The sequence below is a fragment of the Paenibacillus sp. FSL R7-269 genome (genome assembly GCF_000517865.1).
Lineage (GTDB): Bacteria > Bacillota > Bacilli > Paenibacillales > Paenibacillaceae > Paenibacillus_AQ.
Map to the genome: position 1 here is coordinate 1 of NZ_ASPS01000046.1, position 21,542 is coordinate 21,542.

19 protein-coding genes are annotated in these 21,542 nt (G+C 49.8%); 5 read left to right on the forward strand and 14 right to left on the reverse strand.

The annotated features are described in order from the left end of the window. Positions 1-573 precede the first annotated feature (573 nt). The 4 genes from C162_RS19945 to C162_RS36040 all read left to right on the forward strand — a co-directional run bounded on the left by C162_RS19945 (position 574) and on the right by C162_RS36040 (position 3,363). Positions 574-1,389 (forward strand): ABC transporter ATP-binding protein, encoded by an 816-nt coding sequence (locus C162_RS19945; protein WP_235218478.1) that lies wholly within the window; start codon positions 574-576, stop codon positions 1,387-1,389. A 27-nt stretch (positions 1,390-1,416) separates the two neighbouring features. After that, positions 1,417-2,247 carry an ABC transporter permease gene (locus C162_RS19950; protein ID WP_036696915.1) on the forward strand — a complete coding sequence of 277 codons (831 nt, stop codon included), beginning with the start codon at positions 1,417-1,419 and terminating at the stop codon, positions 2,245-2,247. Between the two features lie 9 nt (positions 2,248-2,256). Beyond that, positions 2,257-3,048, forward strand: coding sequence for an ABC transporter permease (locus tag C162_RS19955; RefSeq protein WP_036696916.1), 792 nt, complete (start codon positions 2,257-2,259; stop codon positions 3,046-3,048). 180 nt (positions 3,049-3,228) lie between these two features. After that, entirely contained in the window at positions 3,229-3,363 is a 135-nt protein-coding gene (locus C162_RS36040; RefSeq protein WP_442792457.1) for a hypothetical protein, read from the forward strand. A gap of 85 nt (positions 3,364-3,448) precedes the next feature. Here the strand turns inward: C162_RS36040 and C162_RS19960 are convergent, their stop codons facing one another. The 3 genes from C162_RS19960 to tkt all read right to left on the reverse strand — a co-directional run bounded on the left by C162_RS19960 (position 3,449) and on the right by tkt (position 7,698). After that, complete coding sequence (locus C162_RS19960) at positions 3,449-4,876, reverse strand: M14 family zinc carboxypeptidase (RefSeq protein WP_084648986.1); 1,428 nt, start codon at positions 4,874-4,876, stop codon at positions 3,449-3,451. Positions 4,877-5,196: 320 nt separating this feature from the next. Continuing rightward, positions 5,197-5,514 (reverse strand): pyrimidine/purine nucleoside phosphorylase, encoded by a 318-nt coding sequence (ppnP, locus tag C162_RS19965; RefSeq protein ID WP_036696917.1) that lies wholly within the window; start codon positions 5,512-5,514, stop codon positions 5,197-5,199. A 135-nt stretch (positions 5,515-5,649) separates the two neighbouring features. Then, positions 5,650-7,698, reverse strand: coding sequence for a transketolase (gene tkt / locus C162_RS19970; RefSeq protein WP_036696921.1), 2,049 nt, complete (start codon positions 7,696-7,698; stop codon positions 5,650-5,652). Between the two features lie 306 nt (positions 7,699-8,004). Here tkt and C162_RS19975 point away from each other — a divergent pair, with 306 nt between their 5' ends. Then, on the forward strand, positions 8,005-8,649 hold the full coding sequence (locus C162_RS19975; protein WP_179090481.1) for a hypothetical protein: 645 nt from the start codon (positions 8,005-8,007) through the stop codon (positions 8,647-8,649). Positions 8,650-8,730: 81 nt separating this feature from the next. Here the strand turns inward: C162_RS19975 and C162_RS19980 are convergent, their stop codons facing one another. From C162_RS19980 to C162_RS20025, 11 genes are all read right to left on the reverse strand, one after another. Further along, positions 8,731-11,994 carry a hypothetical protein gene (locus C162_RS19980; protein WP_036696924.1) on the reverse strand — a complete coding sequence of 1,088 codons (3,264 nt, stop codon included), beginning with the start codon at positions 11,992-11,994 and terminating at the stop codon, positions 8,731-8,733. Positions 11,995-12,582: 588 nt separating this feature from the next. Next, a complete protein-coding gene (locus C162_RS19985) occupies positions 12,583-14,877 on the reverse strand; it encodes a hypothetical protein (RefSeq protein ID WP_036696925.1) in 2,295 nt (764 codons plus the stop codon). Beyond that, complete coding sequence (locus C162_RS19990) at positions 14,874-15,506, reverse strand: hypothetical protein (RefSeq protein ID WP_036696928.1); 633 nt, start codon at positions 15,504-15,506, stop codon at positions 14,874-14,876. Before C162_RS19990 ends, C162_RS19985 begins: the two co-directional genes overlap by 4 nt. Positions 15,507-15,558: 52 nt before the next feature. Then, positions 15,559-16,056: a hypothetical protein gene (locus tag C162_RS19995; RefSeq protein ID WP_036696930.1), complete on the reverse strand. Its 498-nt coding sequence runs from the start codon at positions 16,054-16,056 to the stop codon at positions 15,559-15,561. A gap of 20 nt (positions 16,057-16,076) precedes the next feature. Continuing rightward, on the reverse strand, positions 16,077-16,457 hold the full coding sequence (locus tag C162_RS20000; protein WP_036696931.1) for a hypothetical protein: 381 nt from the start codon (positions 16,455-16,457) through the stop codon (positions 16,077-16,079). A 15-nt stretch (positions 16,458-16,472) separates the two neighbouring features. After that, the gene (locus C162_RS36045) at positions 16,473-16,616 is read right to left on the reverse strand and encodes a hypothetical protein (RefSeq protein ID WP_162174480.1); all 144 of its coding nucleotides are present in this window, start codon (positions 16,614-16,616) and stop codon (positions 16,473-16,475) included. Between the two features lie 5 nt (positions 16,617-16,621). Continuing rightward, a complete protein-coding gene (locus C162_RS20005) occupies positions 16,622-16,831 on the reverse strand; it encodes a hypothetical protein (RefSeq protein ID WP_036696933.1) in 210 nt (69 codons plus the stop codon). Between the two features lie 99 nt (positions 16,832-16,930). After that, complete coding sequence (locus C162_RS20010; RefSeq protein WP_156949665.1) at positions 16,931-17,800, reverse strand: hypothetical protein; 870 nt, start codon at positions 17,798-17,800, stop codon at positions 16,931-16,933. An 11-nt stretch (positions 17,801-17,811) separates the two neighbouring features. After that, positions 17,812-18,861 (reverse strand): hypothetical protein, encoded by a 1,050-nt coding sequence (locus C162_RS20015; protein WP_036696936.1) that lies wholly within the window; start codon positions 18,859-18,861, stop codon positions 17,812-17,814. A 15-nt stretch (positions 18,862-18,876) separates the two neighbouring features. After that, on the reverse strand, positions 18,877-20,451 hold the full coding sequence (locus C162_RS20020) for an ATPase, T2SS/T4P/T4SS family (protein ID WP_036696937.1): 1,575 nt from the start codon (positions 20,449-20,451) through the stop codon (positions 18,877-18,879). Next, positions 20,448-21,512: a hypothetical protein gene (locus C162_RS20025; RefSeq protein ID WP_036696938.1), complete on the reverse strand. Its 1,065-nt coding sequence runs from the start codon at positions 21,510-21,512 to the stop codon at positions 20,448-20,450. Before C162_RS20025 ends, C162_RS20020 begins: the two co-directional genes overlap by 4 nt. Positions 21,513-21,542: the final 30 nt, after the last annotated feature.

A 21,542-nucleotide genomic window follows, 5' to 3' on the forward strand; every position in this document is an offset into this window, starting at 1 on the left:
GTTTTTCGCACGGGGTGTATCCCAGTAACCGTTTCCGCCCTTTGATTTGTATATGTAGTGTTGACGACTACAGCCTCATTTAGAATGGATGCGACGGATGCCACCCGCTTATTTTCATTCCTGGGGGTGACAAGGCCTCTGTCTTGTCATGCCTGTTTTTCGCATACATTTTGACCACGGGTCAACGCCCAGCCTATTGTGTTCGGTTTTCCGCATACATTCAGCCCGCATCCCATAGAAAAAGGTGCCCTGGAATTCCAGGGCACCTTTCTTTGCATTCATGGCAAGGCCGTCTAATTAGGGCGAGAACGCAAAAATACCGATGATTTCATCACCGGTACGAGAAGTTTATTTTACAGTACATATACAAAAAAACATACGTTTTCCTTGCGTTAACTATAAAATTAATATAGCACAGAAATGTCAACATAACAAGCATTTTTATGGAAAATGAAGAAAATAAATGATTCCCCCCCTGTCAGCCGGGCAGCAAGGATCAAGAAGGCCTCCGACGCGGCTGTCCCCCTCTCCTCCCCTAATGATATGATCTTCTGCGCGAAGGAGGCGACTGATATGCAAATCAGACTGAGAGATATCCGCAAAAGCTTCAAGGTGTACAAACGGCCCGAAGGAAAGTGGGGGCTACTGAGAGGAGCGTTTATGCGGAATGTTACCCGGGTGGACGCGCTCGGCGGCATCAGCTTTGATATTGAAGAGGGTGAACTGGTAGGTTATATTGGCCCGAACGGCGCCGGCAAATCCACCTCCGTCAAGATAATGAGCGGCATCCTGACACCCGACAGCGGAGAATGCACCATCTTGGGCAAGATTCCATGGAAGCACCGCGTAGAGCATGTATCCAAGATCGGCGTTGTGTTTGGCCAGCGCTCACAGTTATGGTGGGATGTTCCGGTGGCAGACTCTTTTGATGTACTAAAGGATATTTATGCGATCCCCCCAGGAGACTACCGCTTAAGACTATCCGAGTTATCGGCAACACTTGGTGTGGAAGCGCTCTTAAGGACCCCGGTGAGACAGCTTTCGCTCGGGCAGCGGATGCGCTGTGAGCTGGTAGCTGCGCTGCTGCACCGGCCGAAGCTTCTCTTTCTGGATGAGCCAACCATCGGACTCGATGCGGTATCCAAGCTGGCTTTGCGCAATTTTCTAAAGGAAGAGAACCGTAAGTACGGGATTACGATGCTGCTGACCACACACGATATGGACGATATTGAGGCATTATGCCAGCGGGTCATGGTGATCGGGCACGGACAACTGCTCTATGACGGGCAGCTATCAGGTCTGCAGCAGAAATATGCGCCGGAGGTCGTCATGAAAGTGAACACGGATGCGATGATTGCGGCTATGTACAATGACTTGGCTTTGGGTTAAGCCCATCAGCCCATCAGGAGGTGCACAATGAACTTTAGAAATACATGCCGGGCCTGCAGCTCCCTCTTCCGAATCCGCATGGCTGAAGGGCTCCAGTACCGGGTGTCCGCCATATCAGGCACGATGGTCAGTGTGTTCTGGGCGCTTATAGAATGTGTGCTGTTCACCGTGTTCTATACATACAGCGACAATGGCTCCTGGAACAATAACGGACTCAGCCTTCCTCAGGCCATATCCTATGTTTGGCTGGCCCAGGGTCTGTTTGTACTCCAGAGTATGAACATCGACAGCGAAATTATGGGAAAAATCAACAACGGCGACGTCGGTATTGAGCTGTGCCGGCCCATGAACCTGTACACCCACTGGTTTGTTAAAAGCTCGGCCGGCAAGCTCGGCACCAGTTGGATGAGGGGGCTGGCTACCATAATGGCCGGGCTCCTGATGCCTGCCGGATATGCCCTAGGTGGACCCGCCTCCCTGCCTGCACTATTCTATTTCCTGCTGTCGGTGGTTATGGCGTTTGTGCTGTGCTCGGCCTTCGCTATGTTTGTGACTGCGATCCGGCTGAATATCACTTGGGGGGATGGACCGACCTATATGCTTCTTCTGCTAAGCGGCATACTGTCCGGAACCTATCTTCCCCTGCGTCTCTGGCCTGATTTCATGCAGACCTTCCTGTACCTGCAGCCGTTTGGCGGATTCGCCGACATCCCTCTGCAGCTATATATAGGCAGCGTGGCTCCTGCTGCCGCATTGCCCGGCATCGGCTTACAGCTCCTCTGGAGCCTTATCTTTATCGCGGCGGGCCGGATGATCATGAAGCGCAGACTGCATAACATTATCGTCCAGGGAGGGTGAGAATAACGAATGCTTGCTGAAGGTAAAATTTATTGCAAATACTTGCGGATGCATCTGCTGTCCGGCATGGAATATAAGGGCTGGTGGCTGATGCTGATTCAGGTGCTCACCGTGGTAGTCACTGATCCCATCGCCACCGTCTTGTTGTTCTCCCGCTTTGGTAATGTGGGCGAATGGACCGTGGCCCATATCATTCTGGTCTACTCACTGGCGGTAGCCTCCTTCGGACTTGCCGAGAGTCTATGCCGCGGCTTTGATTATTTCCCTTGGCATCTGCTGCGCTCCGGCGATTTCGACCGGCTGCTGCTCCGTCCACGGTCCCTGTTCGTGCAGGTTGCCGCCTCCAGATTCCATCTGCACCGGCTGGTCCGGCCGTTTACAGGGATCTGTGCGGCGGGCTGGGCGCTGGGACAGCTCGGCGTTCCCCTGACGCCCGGAAGGCTCGGCATTCTGGCGATGGCGCTGGCCGGAGGCTGTCTGATGTACTGCGGAGTGTTCGTGCTAACCTCAGGGCTAGCTTTTTTCACTATCAAAGGGCTGGACTGGATCTTTCTGCTGACCAATGCCAGCTACCAGATTACCCGCTGCCCGGAGCCCTATATGCCGCGGATGCTAAAATCAGTGTTCAGCTTCGTGCTCCCCATGCTGTTCATCAGCTTCTATCCGGCCGCCACCGTCTGCGGCTGGGATTACCCCCGGTGGCTGGGCTTCCTCTCGCTCCCCTCCGGAGCTGCCTTCCTCGGAGTGTCTCTGCTGGTCTGGCGCATAGGCGTGAGGCATTACAAAAGCACGGGGAGCTGACAATGCAAAAAAAGCACCCCAAAGTTATCCGAGGCCACTGAAAACTAACTTTTCATAGACAAAGTAAAAAACGCATCAAAAAGACGACGCTATTCGGTTTCTCCGAATGGATGTCGTCTTTTTTACCTATTTCTTCAACTTTGGTTACTCCATGAGTTTCAATATTCGTTTTAAATATCTATGCTCGGCGTAGCCAAGAGCATGTTCCAGGCAGGCTTCAACCACGGCTACGGCGACGAGGACCTCTACGCTGTGGTCAAATCCTACGAAGACTGGATCGGCCGGAAGATCGGCGGCTCTGGGGATAAGGAATAGATGCTATACTAGATTGCATGATTGCCCAGGCACAGCCGGATTTATCGGCTGTGCCTTTGTGTTGCAGTAGCGCACTGGTGCAGGATTACAGAGTACCCTCAGCAGCCTCAGGCTGCTCTTCTTCTGGTAATCCGCTATCGGTTGCCGGGATTGAATTCTCTGCCTTCTCAGGCCATGTAATCGTTACTTTACGTCCGTCTATCCACCAGTCCCCGCCCGGAGCAGAAGCCCGCAGCCAGGTCCCATATCTTCCCGATATCGCCATAGTCTGCGGATCGATGAAGGTCACTTTCGGTGAGTAAGCATCCGGATATTGATAAGCCGGTATACGATTGCTCCAGCTGGCATTCGCCGAGATTTGCTCAATTACAGCGAGCTTTCCGGGAGATGGATGAATCCATCCCAGGCCCTCCGCTGCCTGAACCTGATACCAGTCACCCTTCCGGGCAATAACATGAAGCTTTTGCGGTAGAATACGTGCACCTCCAGCCGAAGCCCCTATATTCGCGTACAGTTCTGTTTCAGCCAGCAGATCCATGGATTCTTGAAGATATTGTGCCTTCTGCTTAGCCAGCCATAACGAATAGGATTGTCCGGCAGAATATAAGCCAACCGCTTTATTCTCGGACCAGATGCCATTGAACTGTTTCAAGGGAACGCTGCCTTCCCCCGCATAGCTTGCAATCTCAATGGTGAACCCCGGACGGCGGTACTCCTGGATGAACCAATCCTTATATCCGCCACCCGAAGGATTCTTCTCGGGAGCTACCAGAGAATAACCGGTCAGACCGGCAAGGGATCTGGCTATCGTCTTGTCCCGGTTCAGACTGCTATTAATCGTATTGAAATGCCAAAATATAATCTCCCCGGAGCTATGATAGGAAATAGTCACCTCCGGATCAATCCGCTCTGTGAAATTCATCATCATCTGCACTTCCGCAGCCTCTCCCGGCTTCTTCCCCTTATAATTCTGATACCACGGGTATGAGCTGGCATTCTTTATGCCCTTCCAGTTCGCCGGATATTGACGGTTTAGGTCAAGGCCTTGCATGTTCGCCTTCCAACGGTTGAAATTGCTGCTGTTTCCGTTATATTGACGCAGCATTTGAGCCACATCTGCTGACAGTCCTGCTGTACCCTGCTGGGACAGGGTAACTCCATCCGGATTGACCATCGGCACGAACCAGATGCTGACTTCATCCAGTAAACGGCGTACGTTATAACCGCCTATCGTCTCATTGTTATCATAGGCCTGGGCGTACGAATCTATCATTTTCATCAAAAGACTGCTGGTCATCCATTCTCTGGCATGGTGAGAACCGTTAAGGAACAGCGCCGATTCTCCCCGCCCCAGCTTCACTGCCCATAGCTGCCGCCCATAAGCAGTCACTCCCAACGATTCGGATGATACCAGATCAGGGTATCGCGTCACTAGACTCTCAATATCCCTTTGCATAACAGTATAGGAATAGACCTGATTTGGATTCACTATATTTGCCGATGCATAGGTCATTCCTGCAGGTACAAATAACAGCCCTAATAGTATTAAACAGCCGAACCATAACAACGTAAGCTTATGTATTTCCTTGCAAAAGCTTGACTTTCCCAACCTCTCATCTCCTCTATCATTCCTAGCAGAATGTGCCAGTTCCCCAAATGGATAGTGGAAGTATATGAGAATATACCTATTTCGTCAATAATAGATTAAATAGCTTCATCTTTTGTCGAATTGTGTATTTGTGCTCCCGCGTCTTAAGGAATGATGGTCTGTCTACAAAAAAATCCCCCGGCAGCCGAAGCTGCCAGGGGATTCCTGCGTTCCAATTCTTTATTTTATACAATCGGGTAAGAACAGCAATAATCAGTTAATACGAATACTTCCAGGGCAAATTTGGAGTTGCCGGGAACATGGAAGGTCTCCGCTCCGTCAATGTCCTTCCACACTTCAGTGCCGGGAAGCAGCACCTTGAGCTTGCCGGAGAGAATCTCCATCGTCTCAGGGCCCTCTGTGCCGAATTCGTATACGCCAGGCAGCATAATGCCGAGTGTCACCTTAGTGCCGTCTTCCAGAGTAACTGTACGGCTGGTCACTTTTCCGTCGTAATAAATATTGGCTGCTTTTTGAATTGTCGCGTTGGTGAACTGACTCATCTGCTTATTCTCCCCTTTGTTCAAATATAAGAATTTATAGGTTTCACACTATAAATTATCCTTCTATTTCTCGCTGAAACGGTACCGTCCTTTAGAAAGGACGGCAAAGCCGTTTCAACTTGTTAGATCCGTCTATTATAGCAGCGCTTTTACACGGCTGACTACATTTTCTACAGTGAAGCCATATTCTCTGATTACAGTGTCGCCAGGGGCGGAAGCGCCGAAGGTAGTGATTCCCAGAATGTCGCCCTGATCGCCTGTATAACGTTCCCAGCCGAAGGATTGCGCCATTTCGATGGCCAGGCGGGCCTTCACTTCAGGCAGGATAACGGAATCGCGGTATGCCTTATCCTGCTTCTCGAACAGATCCCAGCTCGGCAAGCTGATTACACGAACATCAATGCCTTCTTCGGCAAGCGCAGCCTGAGCCTTAACCGCCAGCTGTACTTCAGAGCCTGTAGCAATGATCTGTGCCTGCGGAGTGCCGTTCTTGGAATCAGATACCACATATCCGCCGCGTTTGATGTTATCGCGCACACCGTCTACGGTTCCAGCCAGGATCGGCAGGTTCTGACGGGTCAGTACCAGTGCTACCGGATTAGCGGTGTTCTCCATAGCGTATGCCCAAGCTGCTGAGGTTTCGTTGGCGTCAGCCGGACGAATGACCGTAAGACCTGGAATGATACGCAGGGAAGCAAGCTGTTCAATCGGCTCATGGGTAGGACCGTCTTCACCGACAGCAATACTGTCATGAGTAAGCACATAGGTTACCGGCAGCTTCATAATGGAAGCCAGACGGACAGCCGGACGCAGGTAATCTGTGAATACGAAGAACGTACCGCCGAATACCTTAAGACCGCTGTGCAGTGCAATACCATTCATAGCTGCGGCCATACCGAATTCACGTACGCCGAAGTAGATATTACGGCCGTCATAGGATTCGGAGGTGAACTGGGACAGACCGTTCAAGTGCGTCATGGTCGAGCTCTCCAGATCGGCAGAACCCCCAACCAACTGCGGGATACCGCCAGTCAGTCCGTTCAGTGCATTACCGGAAGCCACACGGGTAGATACAGCTTTGTCTTCTGCTTTGTAGAAGGGCAGATTAGCATCCCAGCCTGCAGGAAGCTCACCGTTCAGTGCAGTTTCGAGCTGTGCAGCAAGCTCAGGGTATGCTTTTTTGTAGGCTGCAAATTTATCGTCCCATGCCTTGTTGGCGGCGATTCCTTTGGCCTTCACTTCAGCAAAGCTGGCGCGGACTTCATCCGGTACATAGAAATCTTCTTCATATACCCATTTGTAGTACGCCTTCGTCAGCTTCGTTTCATCAGCACCCAGCGGGGAGCCATGAGTCCCGCCGTGGCCGCCTTTACCTTGCTTGTTCGGGCTGCCGTAGCCGATGACAGTCTTCACTTCGATCAGTGTCGGTTTGCTGCTGTCTGCCTGAGCCTCTTCAAGAGCCTTAGCCAGTGCAGGAAGATCGTTACCGTCTTCTACGCGCAGAACCTGCCAGCCGTAAGCTTCGAACCGCTTGGCAACATTCTCGGAGAATGCAAGGTTCAGCTTGCCGTCGAGGGAGATATCATTCGAATCGTACATTACAATCAGCTTGCCCAGCTTCAGGTGTCCGGCAAGTGAAGCAGACTCGGAAGAGATCCCTTCCATCAAATCGCCGTCGCCGCAGATGGCGTACGTATAATGGTCAATTACGTTATGTTCATCTTTATTGTAAGTGGCACCCAGCTGAGCTTCAGCCATTGCCATACCTACAGCCATACCGATACCTTGTCCAAGCGGACCGGTTGTCGCATCTACACCGGCAGTGTGGCCAACTTCCGGATGTCCCGGAGTTAAACTGCCCCATTGGCGGAACTGCTTCAATTCTTCCATAGGCAGATCATAGCCGCTTAGGTGCAGCAAACTGTAGAGGAGCATGGAGCCATGTCCGGCAGACAACACGAAACGGTCACGGTTGACCCAAGTCGGGTGGTCCGGGTTATGATTCATCGTCTTGGCGAACAATTGGTACCCCATAGGTGCGGAGCCCATCGGCATACCCGGATGTCCGGAGTTTGCCTTTTCAATGGCATCAATGGCAAGTGTACGGATTGTAGTGATGGCCAGGTTGTCCACCGTTGAGTTTTCTTCTTTATGAATGGCTTGATCTTTTGCTTGTTCAGTCATTACAATAATCCTCCTCGAATCAAGAATGTCATTTTGACTATTATTGTATCACGGAAGTGGAAGCATTTCCAATTGTTTTTGCTGTAGCTTATGTTTAGCGGCTTCTGCCGGGTCTATACACTCCTAAGCCAGATTTACGGCGCTCTTGAAGATGCACGACAGGAATGCAGAGACTTAGCCTTAAGTCTAGTTACTAATTAAGACTAAAGTTTGTTTTACAAAGCGGGTTTATACAGTAAGATGGAAGTACCTCAGCGGAATTTTATCCGAATTATCCATAATTTCCAGAAGGAAGGAAGTCGGAAGATGACTACAAACAGAGATATTTATATTGTGCTGACCGGAACAGGCACGGCCTTCAGCGGAATTATTAAATGGTTCACCAAAGCGGAGCTGAATCATGCCTCGATTGCTTTTGACAGTGAGCTCCGCGAGGTCTACAGCTTCGGCCGGAAAAAAGTGTACAACCCTTTTATCGCCGGACTGATCCATGAGAACTTCATCCATCCGTTCTATAACAGTGCAGACTGTGCCATCTACCAGCTTAGAGTCAGTGAAGAAGAATACAACACGATGTATAACCATGTCCAGGGTATGATGCAGAATCAGGAGCGTTATAAATATCACCTGCTCGGTCTGGTCGGTGTGCTGCTGAACATCCGGATTGACCGTGATAACGCCTATTTCTGTTCCCAGTTCGTCGCCTCTGTATTGGAGGAAACTACCGTTCATCCGGTAGCCAAGCCCTCCTGCTTCGTGACCCCGGAGGATTTCGCTTTATCTCTATGCGCTCACAAAATATTCAGCGGCAAACTCTCCTACTATATGCACCGGAGTCATTCTGCGGCCCTGCTAGGTTCCAGTCTACATAACCCCCAAGCTACTAATCCGCCAGATTTTGCAGTCCCAAGGCTGCTGCTGCATGAAGAACGGACCGAGGGAATCGTCTGAACGATCACCCTCCGCCCGCTTAATGCCTAGTAAAACATAAAATTATGGCAGAAGTATAAGGCACAAGGATTGCAACCCGCGTTATTTTACACGATGGCTCTGATAATATTCTGTCCAATCTCCGAGAATCGTTACCGCCACTGTATCCACCTTGGTCTGATACTCATTGGTTGCGGTGAAGGTAAAAGTAACCGGACCATCCGGCAGCTGTTCGAACGATGGGTCAGCCAGCTCACCTGTCCACATGGTCTTATCGCTCCCGGTCGGGCTCAGCGCAGCCGTGTATCCTCCGGTCATTGTGACTTGCACGGTATCCGGCAGTCCGGTAGCTGATCCCTGCAGCACGAATTTCTCGCCAGCCCAATAGACACTATACCCCCGCGGACTTTCAGGCGAGCCGCTCTGCTTAATATTGTATGCCTGACGGTTGCCATTCCACTCCTCCGTATGACGGACAGCCCCCTTAATGCTAAGCAGGTTAACCATCATGAATTTCTTAGGGGAGACCTTACTCCATTCAAAGCCGTCATAGGCTTCTACTTCCACACCATACCTCATGTTCTCCACGAGTCTGCCAGCCGGCACCTGCCACTGCTTGTTGCTGGAATACTGTTCTCCCGAGCCGATAATCTGACCACTCGTCAGATCAATGATGCGAACCTTGAAGCGTTGCTGCGAATCTCCGTCTTCATCTTGATAATCCCATTTAATAACTGGCGTAAGGGTGCTTACAATGGTTGGGCTGGTGTACACCGTACTCGCCGGGTAAGTGATGTTCACCACAGGGAGCCGGTTTACTACCGTAATATTTTGAATAAGCTCCCGGTACAGCCCCAATGAATCTGTGACAACCTGCCGCAGGGCGAAGGTTCCGTTAGAAGTGAACTGCTTGGTGAAATTGCTTTGTGTGTTAAAGAGCGCCTCTGTTCCACCTGCCGGCTTCAGGAAATACTGATGGCTTATGGCGTCCCCCTTCGGAATATCCGCGTCCGTTGCTGTGCTTTGGATGTTTAGAACATCCGTCCGGTAAATCGGTACCTTCGCCGCATCTTTTCCGGTATCCGTAATGAGGGTGAATCCCGGCTTAGGCGGATTGTCGATAATGAAGGCTTTTTCGTTGGAGATTTCAGACCACTTCCGTTTGGAGAATGTCCGTCCCTGAACGGTATAGAGCAGGAATCGGTCCAGCGATTGATCCGGCAATTGATACTGGCGTACTGAGCCCGAACTGTCGGCGTTCTCTACCGTTTTGGCTAGCAGCCCGTCCTTCGTAAAGAACTCCAGCCGGTAGCTCTCCTGCGGATCGTTCTCCGGGTCGGAGTAGGTCCACTTGATCAGCGGATCTCCTTCTTTTTCCGCATCGATAATCGTAGGGTTGTTAACCGTCCCTGCAGGATACGTAAGGGTCATGCCAGGAGCCATGTTTTCTTTAACCGTTACCTTAAGTGTAGCTATGTTCGACTTGTCTCCAATCTGGTCTACAGCCCAATGCTCCAGCGTATAGGTTCCTAGTTCATCAAAGGTAAGAAAGATACTCGGAGTCTGGAAAAGTGTGATCTTATGATCGCTTCCCGTTACCCGCCAGTAATACTTCAAGCTGCTCTGATCGGCTATATCTTCATCCACATCAGAGGAAGTGAAGGTATGGGTATCGTATTGATTGACCGCTGCCGGACCGTTGATTGCCGCTGTAGGAACATGGTTTTTGACGCTGAACATCTGGGTGGCATAGGAATACAGATATCCATCCGTTGCGTTCAGTCTCATTTCCCAGCCGTCAGAGATGGCTTTTTGAGCAGAAATCCCATAATCATTGAGTACGTCCTGCACCCTGAATACCTGATTCCGGTTGCTCCCCCGCCAGTAATAAGGATCATTGTTAAGCTTGGTATACCAGCCATACTGCAAATTATCTCCGTCTTCATCCGGATCGGGCGTCAAATTATTCAAGCTGATGACCGTATCCCGGTAGACCTCACTTGGCATCGTAAAGCTGGCCGCAGGCGGATGATTAATGACCTGCACGGTTTGGCTGTACACATTCGACCAGAGCCCGCGGTTATCGTGAACCTGCAGATTAAGCTGGTAAGAGCCCACGCCGAAGGCCGCGATGTTTGGGGGTACCGTTGCACCGCCCGAATGACTCCACACCTTCTGCCAGCCGTCTTTTATAACCGTCCAGGAATACAGATCAAGCGGATCATTATCCGGGTCAAAGGACTTATCAATAATAGTGGTTGCCTTGCGGTATGAGACATGGGTTGGACTCACTGTGAACAAGGCGACCGGCGGTAGGTTGGCTGCACTGCCCACACTCTGCTGCATCCAGTCACTCCAAACCCCGAGGCCGTTAGGACCATCGATGTCCCGGACACGCAGCCGGATCTCATGGGCTTTGCCCGATGGAAGCTGTGCAGGTGGCTGTCCCTCCGTCCACACTTCATCCCCGGCTTTACGCCATTGCCACTGCCAGGTCACCAGCCCCTTGGTAGGACTGGACATATGGTCCAGATCATAAGAGCTGTCTGTGAGATGCAGCGTGCCGCCTATCAGCTTCGCTGAGAATAAGGCAACCGGCTTCCGGTGGATCATGAACGTCATGCTGGATAAGTTGTCGCGGCTCCACATACGGTAATTGTCAAACCGGTCATCACCCTTCGGATTATCCTTCGCTTGAAAGGTAGCCGTGTAAGCGCCGCTGAAGGGAAATGACGGATACTTGCTTTCCCGCCACAATCCGCTGTCCCAGATCATCCCCATGGAGTTGTCAAAAATAGCAGGGTCCTGATCATACCGGTACCGCTCTGCAAATTTGCCGTCATTCTCATAATCGGTATAGGAGGTACTGATATCAATCGGACTATTAATAAGGAAGAAGGCTTTGTTCCTCAGCCGGTTGGTCACACTAAAGGAAGTTGAGGCTTCCGCCTTCAGGTTGAACGGATCGACGACCTTCACATTGACGTTGTACCACCCCGGCGGGATTCCCTCATTTAAGACATCGATGGGAATGGTGAAATTTTTCGCAGATCCTGTATTTGCTATGGTGATCTTCTTGTAGAACACGTTCGGGATCTCGGCTATGACATCGACGGTATCGTTATCCGGGTCTTGTATGTATCCTTCCAGGTTGTACGTGCTTAACCCGGTATCGTTGATCACCGTTTGGTTCGGTTGGGAGGTCAGGGTGAGATTCGGTTTTTTATTGATGTTTAAGGGGAATACCCGGTAATCCTTGATGCTATAACCTTTGTAATACTCATTATCCCAGTCGTTGAACGGGTTATGCTTGATAAAGTAAAATTCATGTACTTCCGTTTCAATACCAATAGCTGTTGGCTTCATCCCCCCAGAATTCTCTTTAAAGTACGGGGAAATGCCCGGATAACACTGATAATCATACCCTTGCTCAGATCTACAAGTGGATTCATAAGTTAAATCTGGAAATCTATTTAAGGTATACGACGGAGAAGTATCACCGTTGGCCCCCACTGGTCCTGTGGAATAACCTGAATTTACACTCGACCGAACCCAATCCTGATTATTATAAAAGATATGGAATTTCAACGAAACTTGATTCGCGTAGCCGTGAGGTTTTCCGTTATATGCGGTTGGCTCCAGCGCATTTCGTTGACTTGTCCATCTACCATTTAAATAATTAGGTGAAACATTCACTTCCACATCGCCTGTTACCTGATTCCATCTGACATTCGTAAATTCATAGGCAGGGATATCCAATTGCATAGCGATCCCCCCCCCACCATCACTTTGCGCCTCTAAATGCACGGCAGGAACCTCAACATCATTAAACTCGATCACTTCCCCAGCCGCTGCTGCCCGTTCCGTCATCATTCCCGTCAACGACAATGTGATGATTAGGATTAGGATCTTAATCCGCATAATCAATGATCTCATATTTCGTCACTCCTTCCCCTACCATGACCAGTCCACGACTGGAGCGCGGTTATAAACCTCAATCACTCGTTCCGCCAAGGGCTGTGCTGGCACACTACTGTAAGAGTCTTTTGATCTACGATCGGCTGCCGTTACAAATTCATCGATAGTTGGCTGGTCAAACTCTTCTGTTACAGTAAGCCGTACTTCATATCGTCCTACTTCATATAAAATCAAATTCAGAGTAGTGAAGTTGCCATCATTAAACGGGACCCATGGGTTATTGGAGAAATCTCCATCATTCTCAGCATCATAACGATATTCCCATTTTCGGTGGGCCAAAAAATCATAGTCTGGAGAAAAGGACATATCGGTTAAGGCTGCAACCGCCTGGTTCCCATTCGCTGGATCACGGTAGATCTTTCCCGGGGCAGAAAAATAAACGACCGGCGGCTCATCCGGAATAATGTCAAAGGTCATACTGGTGGAATCCCCAAAGCCCGCAGTGTTAGTTACGGTGAGAGTAGCCTTATACGTCCCAGGCTTCTTAAACAATACATCTTTGGAGTTCATCCCTGAGAGATTTCCCAAGTATTTAATATCTGCGGCAGTACCACCGGAAACAGGGGAAATCGCCCACTGCGTCTTGGTCTCATCAATAGGGTAGTGCTCCGGGCTTAGGCTCTTACTCAATAGTGTTACTTTCCTGTTTTCTTTTTTTGTCCCCCTGACAGCAATTTCCGCATGAGGAACTGGCTGAATGACGTTGATTTTCGCACTGGTTGATCCGGTCAGTCCTCCATTATCAGTTACGGTTAGGCGCACGGAATGCTGGCCGAGGGCGCTTAGTGGATACCAAGTCCAGCCGAAGGGTCCGCTAACCGGCTCCACAGCTCCAGGGGTATTGTACTTATAATCTACAATCGTTCCGTCTGGATCATATGAATCTTTACCATAGATCAAGGTTTCTTCCCCTGCCATGACCTCTTCAGACACATCAAGTACGGCTTTAGGCGGCTTGTTGCTATTGGCTGATGGAGGTGTTGTAGGGACAGGAGAATCTGAGATTTCTACGGTTGCCTTCATCGTTTTGGACAGTGATGAAACTGTGCCATTCCCGGTCACTACCGGTTTTGCGAACCGCACGGTAACGGTAAGGGTATACTCTTGCTTTACATTACTTCCCCTGCTCTTCGGGATGACAAAATTATCGAAGGTCTGTGTGCTATTCAGAACCTTACCGTAATCCTTCTTTGTCTTCACATCACTAGAGCCAGTCTCCTTCGCATAAAATATCCATTCCTCGATGTTAGATGAATTATTGTAAGCCAAAAGGTCTCCCTTGACTCTCAAGGATACCTCAGTGTCCTTCCCCTCAAACTTGGTTGGATTGGGGGAAGGCTTCATTACGCTCACGCTGCCGTCAAGTGTAGGTTCGGTAATGGGCGTGTAGCTGAAGGATACGCTGCCGCTGTAGCTGTAGGTTGGAACTTTGGCGTCGGCTCTATAGGAGTAGTAAACATTGACTTCGTACTTTCTTCCTTGAGCATGTCCCAAAAGAGGATGACTTGCATCTGCATCTTGATTTGTATATGACTGTTCTACTGTTTCCCCTAGTGAATTCACATAATATGGGATTGCATAATTTACTATTACTCTGCCATTTTTAAATTTTGGTCCACCCTCTTTAATATAAGTGGAGGAATTTTTTCCATAAAAAACTGGTGTAATAGTGTTTGATATAATATATTTCGCATCAATACTATTAGTTTTCGCTCCGTCGTACCATTTGATATACTGCATGTCCTGGGCAGGACCAGCCGAAACAACAACTCTTGGTGGCCGTGCCGATGGTGTGCCGTTGTCTTCTCCAGGCAAATCTTTAGTTTTCATACCATTTGTATTTTCATCGTACTCATTTATTTGCCAGCGCCGCCCGTCAGAGTATCGCCAGATAGAGTTACTTGGATTAGCTAAAAAGTACGCTTCATATGATGCCTGATAACCATTAAGGTTAGAGAGCGTCTTTGTATTTGCCACCCCATTAAGTTTAAGACTGATTTTCCCATTTTCAAGCTTTATACTTCCGTTCAAATTATTACTTCCTGTGTATTTCAAAGTACTTGTATTAATTGAAGCAGCAGTCACACCGCTAGGCAGATCCAACGTATAAGATTTAGCAGCGTTATCGTCACCAATTAGTCCTGTGTTTGCCGGGATTGCTATTGCTGCACTTTTCACTTCCGCTGCGCTCACAGTCTTAGGTTTAGAGAACGTAGTAGTAATCAAAACTAAAATCATCATATAGATTATTACTTTTTTTATTAGTCTCATTCAGAAGCCACATACTTTTCAACAAAATTTTTGCCATACAACATACGAATAGCAAAATAATCAAATTCACCAGCATAAACATATGCAAGATATGAAGTGATTTTCTCACCAGGTTTCAGGTTATAAGTCCATAGCGCTTCTTTACTATTCGTTTTAGATGCGTATTTTCGTGGCCATATCGTATCAGTGATTTGACCATCTTTGAACGTTAAGGGAATAAGTCTCTGGATATCGCTGCCGCCACCATGCATAGTTTTGTTTGTATTATTGGCTAAAGTAATTTTTGTCCAAATTAAATATTTAGGACTATCAATACTGCCTGTAGAATTCTGAAACCCATACATCTTCTGAAGCTTCTTCACCTCCGGAGACTTAAAATCATATATCATAATCTTATGAAGTGTATAACTCAATCCTTCCGATTCAAGAGTGACTGGCAGGTCCATTGCCTTCTTCAGTCCGAATTTAGCCAAGTTATCTGTCATTACTGGAGCCGCCGTAGCCTTCACCCCCGCAGCACTAACATCCCCCGCTAGAACAGCAGCCGGACCTGCCAACAAGGCCACTGCCAGAAAAGCTTTTACTGCTGTTTTCCCCGCTATTGTCTTGCTGATCTTCAACTTCGTCATAATTACCTCTCCCTAGTTTTCATATTTTCGCACTTTCACCAGCCGGATGCATTTATCGATTTATCCTATATTCCTGAACTGCCGGTACTGTGATAGCCTCTTGAACCTTGCTTCTAGAGATCAGCACCGGGTGCTGCGTTTGAATAACGGCGATGACCGAAGGACCTTGTATGTATTTGGTGATACCGTAAGTAGTGTCCTCATAGAGCAGCGGAAAAGTAGTGCCCGTTGATTCATCCACGATGTCGAACTTGACGATCTTCACTTGAGCCTGAAGCCGGCTCCCCGCTAAGGGGGATAAGCCGTCATCCAGTCCCAGATTACTCTGCAGGGTGTGGCGGAAGGTGGCATAGGCCTCAGCGGGATCAATGACCAGACGGCCGTGGGCCCTCGCTGCTTCGTTCAACTCCTGTGATGCGTCATGGACAGCCATATTATTGGCATCCTTAAGCATGCTGCGCACCTGGTCCCATTCCTGATTCTGAATCTGAAAAAACCAGGAATAAATAAAGATCAACAGGACAAAGGCCAGCTTAATAATATAATCCATAGGTTAGCTTCATCCCTTAATTAATCGAGATATTCACTCATGATCGAGCCATGCCCATAGTACTGTGTCGGCTGGGATATGCCGGAGAAATTGTAGGGGAACAGGTTCACCCGCGGCGCAGTCACATATACATCAATCCGCTGTTTGCGCTCAAGGATCACTTCTGTTCCGCTGGTTATTTTAATCGAGCCTTCTGGAAATCCTACAGCCTTCAGGTTCGAAATGACCTCAGCCTTCATGGAGGCAGTGACCATCCCTTCTGTCGCCGCCTTTTGCGTAATATACGAGGTATTGGCTTTGACCTGCAGATCGAGCAGATAATCGATGTACGTAAAAATCGGCTGCAGGATAATAAACAGCACCAGCCACATGAACAAGGCCCGGAGGACGGTTGCCTTCAAGCGCAGCGCCTCCTTTTAATACTTCTCGACAGCTTTGACATGGGTGATAATATCATCCTGGCTGCCGCCGATAATGCTTGTAGCCCCAGCGATAAAAATCCCGGCAATTACAAAGCCAATAGCCAGAAACAGCGCGATGGAAATCGAGTCCTTCTTCATCTCTGTTAAACCCAAGGACCAGGAATTGTGCACGTTACTGCCGCCTCCACAGAATCTGCGGGCTGAATCATACTAACGGCCGGGATATCAGGCTTGCTTTTAGCCGCTTTATCCACTACGTCCCGTACTACCGGAATCAATACAGCAATTACGATAGCCACACACAGGAACCCGATTGCGATAAACATACCCGTAGAAATAGCGTCTTTTTTCATTGTAAATATCTCCCTTTTGATTTTATATTTTAAATGGCTTCTTGAATATAACAAATTTTTCATTTGGTTCTTTTTTTGCTGTGAGCCTGCCCGAACTGGTCATTGGAACATCCCTACGCCGTTAAAATTCCCTTTGATCAGCATAATGTACTGCATCGCCAGCGACACAATCATCAGAAAGGTAGCGATTGATGGAACAACATTGATGATCGTGGAAATATCCCCGATAAAGGACCACTTCTTCAGATATTGGTCACTTGAGATTTTGGTGATAATTTTGCCTTGCTCCTGCAGATACTTCGCTGCTTCATGGTCATCATCCATCCCTTCTGTCGCAAGCAGAATCGAGCGGATATCGTTGATAAACATGTGGTTCTCGGGGAATTTGCTGCAAAACCATTCAATGGCCCGCTCCGTCCCCTCATCCACCGCCCGCTCCGAAAGCTCATACAGATCCTGGCGGATGTAACTGAAATGGTTGGCCGTCCCGGCGCAGAAGGCTCCAAATTCCACATACCCCCGCTTGCGCAGCCGATTGTTCTCATAAAGGCGGATGAAGGAGATCAGCTCCCCGTCTTTTTGAATCAGTGTCTTCTGATGCAGCCAGCTTAGTACCCAGCCAAATGGCAGCACCCGCTGCGGACTGGTAATTACGAGAATCAGCAGCGCAATCAGAGGATCGTATATGGACATTCGCTCTGAGCGTACGAAATCTCCCGTTGCCTGAACCAGCAGATAGAGAAAGGCCGCCGAATATCGGAATAATGTGATTTTGGCTGCGGATATAGAGAGTCCGCTCTGGTCCAGCAATTGCTGCAACCGCTCATTGTGCACACGTTCACCGAAGGCCTTCCACTGCTGGCCCAGACGGAGCACATACCGTTCCTGACGGCTGCTGCTACTGACAAAGACCAGTAAGGCAAGATACACAACACCTGTTACAGCTATCAAAAGTAGTAATCTATCCATCATTCATCACCTTAATGGTAGTCCAGTCTGGGTCTGGCTAGGATGGTACTGATCATGAACGAGATGAATAGGCCCGTAAGGATCACCATCATAAATGTAAGTCCAATCGTTGTCTCGAACTGCAATTTGAAATACACATCCGGCTTCAGCATGTACATGAACGTTCCCACCGAAGATACCAGCACAATCAGATTACCGTACAGTCCCAGGCTGATCGCATCCCTGCTGCTGGCCTTTACCGTCAGAATGGTCTCCCGTTGCAGCTCCATTGAGCGGTTAAGCGTCATGAGTGAGCTTTTGAGATAACGGGTGCCCTCCTTCTCGCAATAGAGCAGGTCCGATACGAATTCAACGGCAAACGTCGTGCCAATCGCTCCGGCAAAACGCCCGGCTTCCTCATTCAGCTCCCGTTCATTACTATAGCCAGCGAATGCTGTCCCCAGCAGCCTCAAAGGCGTCTTTAGCACATTCTCCACCGGCAGCAAGTCACTGGTCTTGGACAAAATGGAATCCGCAGACAAATGCGTGAATTTGGTGGCGATTTTGATCACATCAAGCAGATCGTAGCTTCCCCGCACCTTGCGCTGGGCATAGGTATATCTCATCCGCAGATAAGGAATACAAGCCGAGAGAATCGCCAGGAACAAGGGGAGCCGCCAGGCATTCTGCACAGGTGCGCCGTCATTTAACACCATGCCTTCCAGAAAAGGATTGCTGAAGCTCATCTGCCCCGGCAGCTCTTTAAGAGTCAGCAGACTCGATAGGAATACCCCGAGGAATAGCATCCCCGAACGGGTGACGAAGCGCAGCACACTACTACCCGGCTCATATCGCTTATGGGCAAAATACAGCAGATCATCCAGATGGCGGTACAGCCACATTTTCCTCTTTGCGCTGCTGACCCTTTTGCCGAACAAGCTCATCCGCATGTTCATACGCAGATCCAGCTTTTGCCCCCACTGCCATAGATGCCGCTCGATCAGCGGCTTGACCAGCAGCCAGAGTCCGCCTGCAACGAGCAGGTGAAGCACAAACTGGATGATATAGAACAGCAGCTCCACAGGCACTCCCTCCTCTCATTCGTTCAGAACGATTTTGGACTTCAGACTTTCCTTCAGCGGGTCAATCATCGGTTTCTGTGCAGCGAGATGTCCAAGCTCCTGCAGCAGCATCCGGGCCGCTCTGGCATTCTTCTTCTTCATCTTCACAATCAGCGCTTGGGTTAGCTTGTCATTATAGGTCCAGCCTGCCTGCTCTGGTTCCCAGCGCATCAGATCGTTGGCGAAGACTGAATTACTAGCCTCTTCATAAAAGACCTCGGAGATCCGCGTGAGCCGCTTCTTGCCATCCGGGACACTCTCCAGAATAAACACCAGCTCACAGGATTTCAGCGCTGAGATTAAATGCCCCTTCAGGCTGCCGCCGATCCGTGTAGATACAGCAAACGCCCCCTGATAGGGAATATCCTCTGAATCTACGGTATGAAAGGTGCCCGTAATGCCGTCATAGCCCTTCTCGCCGCTCCACAGATAGAATTCCCACTCGTTATAACGCATCTCCGTCATGTAGAGAATGTTCGGGTCATGCCGCAGCGACTCTACTCCGACCTCCATCAATTCTTCATTAGACGCCTGAATGGGAATGATCCGGTGGCCTTTGATCTGATAAGGTAAAATCGACTCCGGATGCTTCTCGATCATCACGACGCCCATGCAGGAAGAGGAGCCAAGCAGCTGCTCGCCGACAATCGTGTTGGCAAAAGTGGTTTTACCCGAGCCTACGGCCCCCGCGATAATTGTGTTGCGAAACGTCCCGGTAAGCGCACGAATCAGATCAATCGCTTCCGCAGGAATGCATTCTGTGCCGGCCTGATCATCCAGATCCAGAAATTCAACGACCTGCCGCCGCAGCGAGATGGTAGTGAAGCCCTCCCAGACCCGTGGCGAGACCCAGATGGCTAGACGGATGAACCGGCCGGGCCAGAGGGGATCATCCATTTTGAATTCAACGGAAGGATTATCCTTGTTCAGCTTCTTGCCCGGATCGCTTTTGAGGAGAGAACGCTTAAGCTGCTCCACCCGGTCGAGCGAAGGCATCTCATAGGGATACGCCACAAACCTCCCCTGATGGTTATAAAAAATCTGCCTCCCGATCATCTGCAGTCCTGTAGATTCGCTGTAGGCCCGGTCTGTGAACCAGCGGTAGGCGGGGCCGAAGCCCTTCCATTCATGAAACAGCGCTTCAGCGGCTGTGCGGTAAGCCTCCGGCACTTTTCCGGTAAACGGGGTCCGGCGCAGATATTTCTCAATCTCGTTCATGAAAAAGCTGACCGCCTGCGGATCACCAACCAGCGCCTTCGCATTCAGTTCGAAATACCCGTCATCCTCACGCTCCAGCCCGGCGTTCATTTCACTTTTCATGGTGTGCAGGAAGCTGTAGAAGTCTTCTTTGCCAGGTTTGCTGGTTCGCAGTACACTCTGCTTCAGTGAAAATAGCCGTCTGCTCTGCGTTCCGTCCGCGAGTCCAGACACCGCCCGTAAACTCTCATCCCGCTGCTCCTGCCGCCTGCCCTGTTCAGGGTCCAGCGGAGCCCATCCGGACAACACCCGCTTCTGTAGCAACGGCAAGCTTTCATCCTTGTTGTTCATCATTGGAATATCCCCTTCTTACGGGTTTCCTGGGCGAGGCCCAGTGATACAAGCAATGCGTGGACCTTATCGTCCACTTGCTGAAGCTCTTTTTTGCCCATCGGCAGGCTCTCTGGAAAAGATGGATAATACGGTAGCTCCAGCAGAAGCTCGCTGCCAAAACGCAGAGCCAGGCTCTTCGGTGACGTTAACTCCTCGACATTGCTGCGGTTGATAATCCACTGGAAGTCCTGCGGATGCAGGTCCATATGTCCGGCCAGCTCCATTAGAGGCTGCAGCCTGTGTTCATGCCGCGGGTGTGTAACGATCATGCGCAGCACCGACTTCTGCATCCCCACATACCACGCGGCGCTCTCGGGGATCGACCCGAAATCCGCAATTACCACATCAGCGCTTTCACTTGCTCTAGCCAGCAGGTATTCGATCTCCTCCTCCTGATAATCCTGGGCGCTTAGATAATCGAAGTTTCCGGGCAGATAGGCATAGCCCTCCTGCTTCACCAGCGTGCTGAAATCCTCATCATGCAGCATTTTACCGGTAATCCGCGGCCGCAGCCTGTCCAGACTAACCGCCGTCTTCCGGTCATAGCCCGGATCGTACAGGTCGAGACCCAGCATAATCACCCGCAGCCCTGAAGCGGCAATCCTCCTGGCGAACAGTTTGGCAATACTCGTGCAGCCAATACCTGGCCCCGAGCCGAAGAAGCCTACCACATTACCGCTCTCCTTATGCTCATCTTCGAGCATATAGCGCAGCTTATCGATGATTGCCGCTGAGGTTGAGCGCGGGGGCATGAAAAATATGCCCAGACTCTCACACTGCATATGTATAGCCTGGTAACCCCGCACCCCTTTTTGCAGATAGATGTACAAAATCGAAGAGTCCGGATACCTCCCTCTCAGCTCTCTTAATTCCACTGCCGGCACCTGCTCGCTAGTTACCATTAATAGATGCCCTCCGGCATGCTCAGGCTCTGGCAGCACACTTTGTGCTATAACGGTGAAGCCTGCCAGCTTAATCTCGTTGATGGTCAGCTGATCTATACCCAGACTGAATATTCTCAAGCTCATTCCTCCTCCCTTCTGTCCACTTTT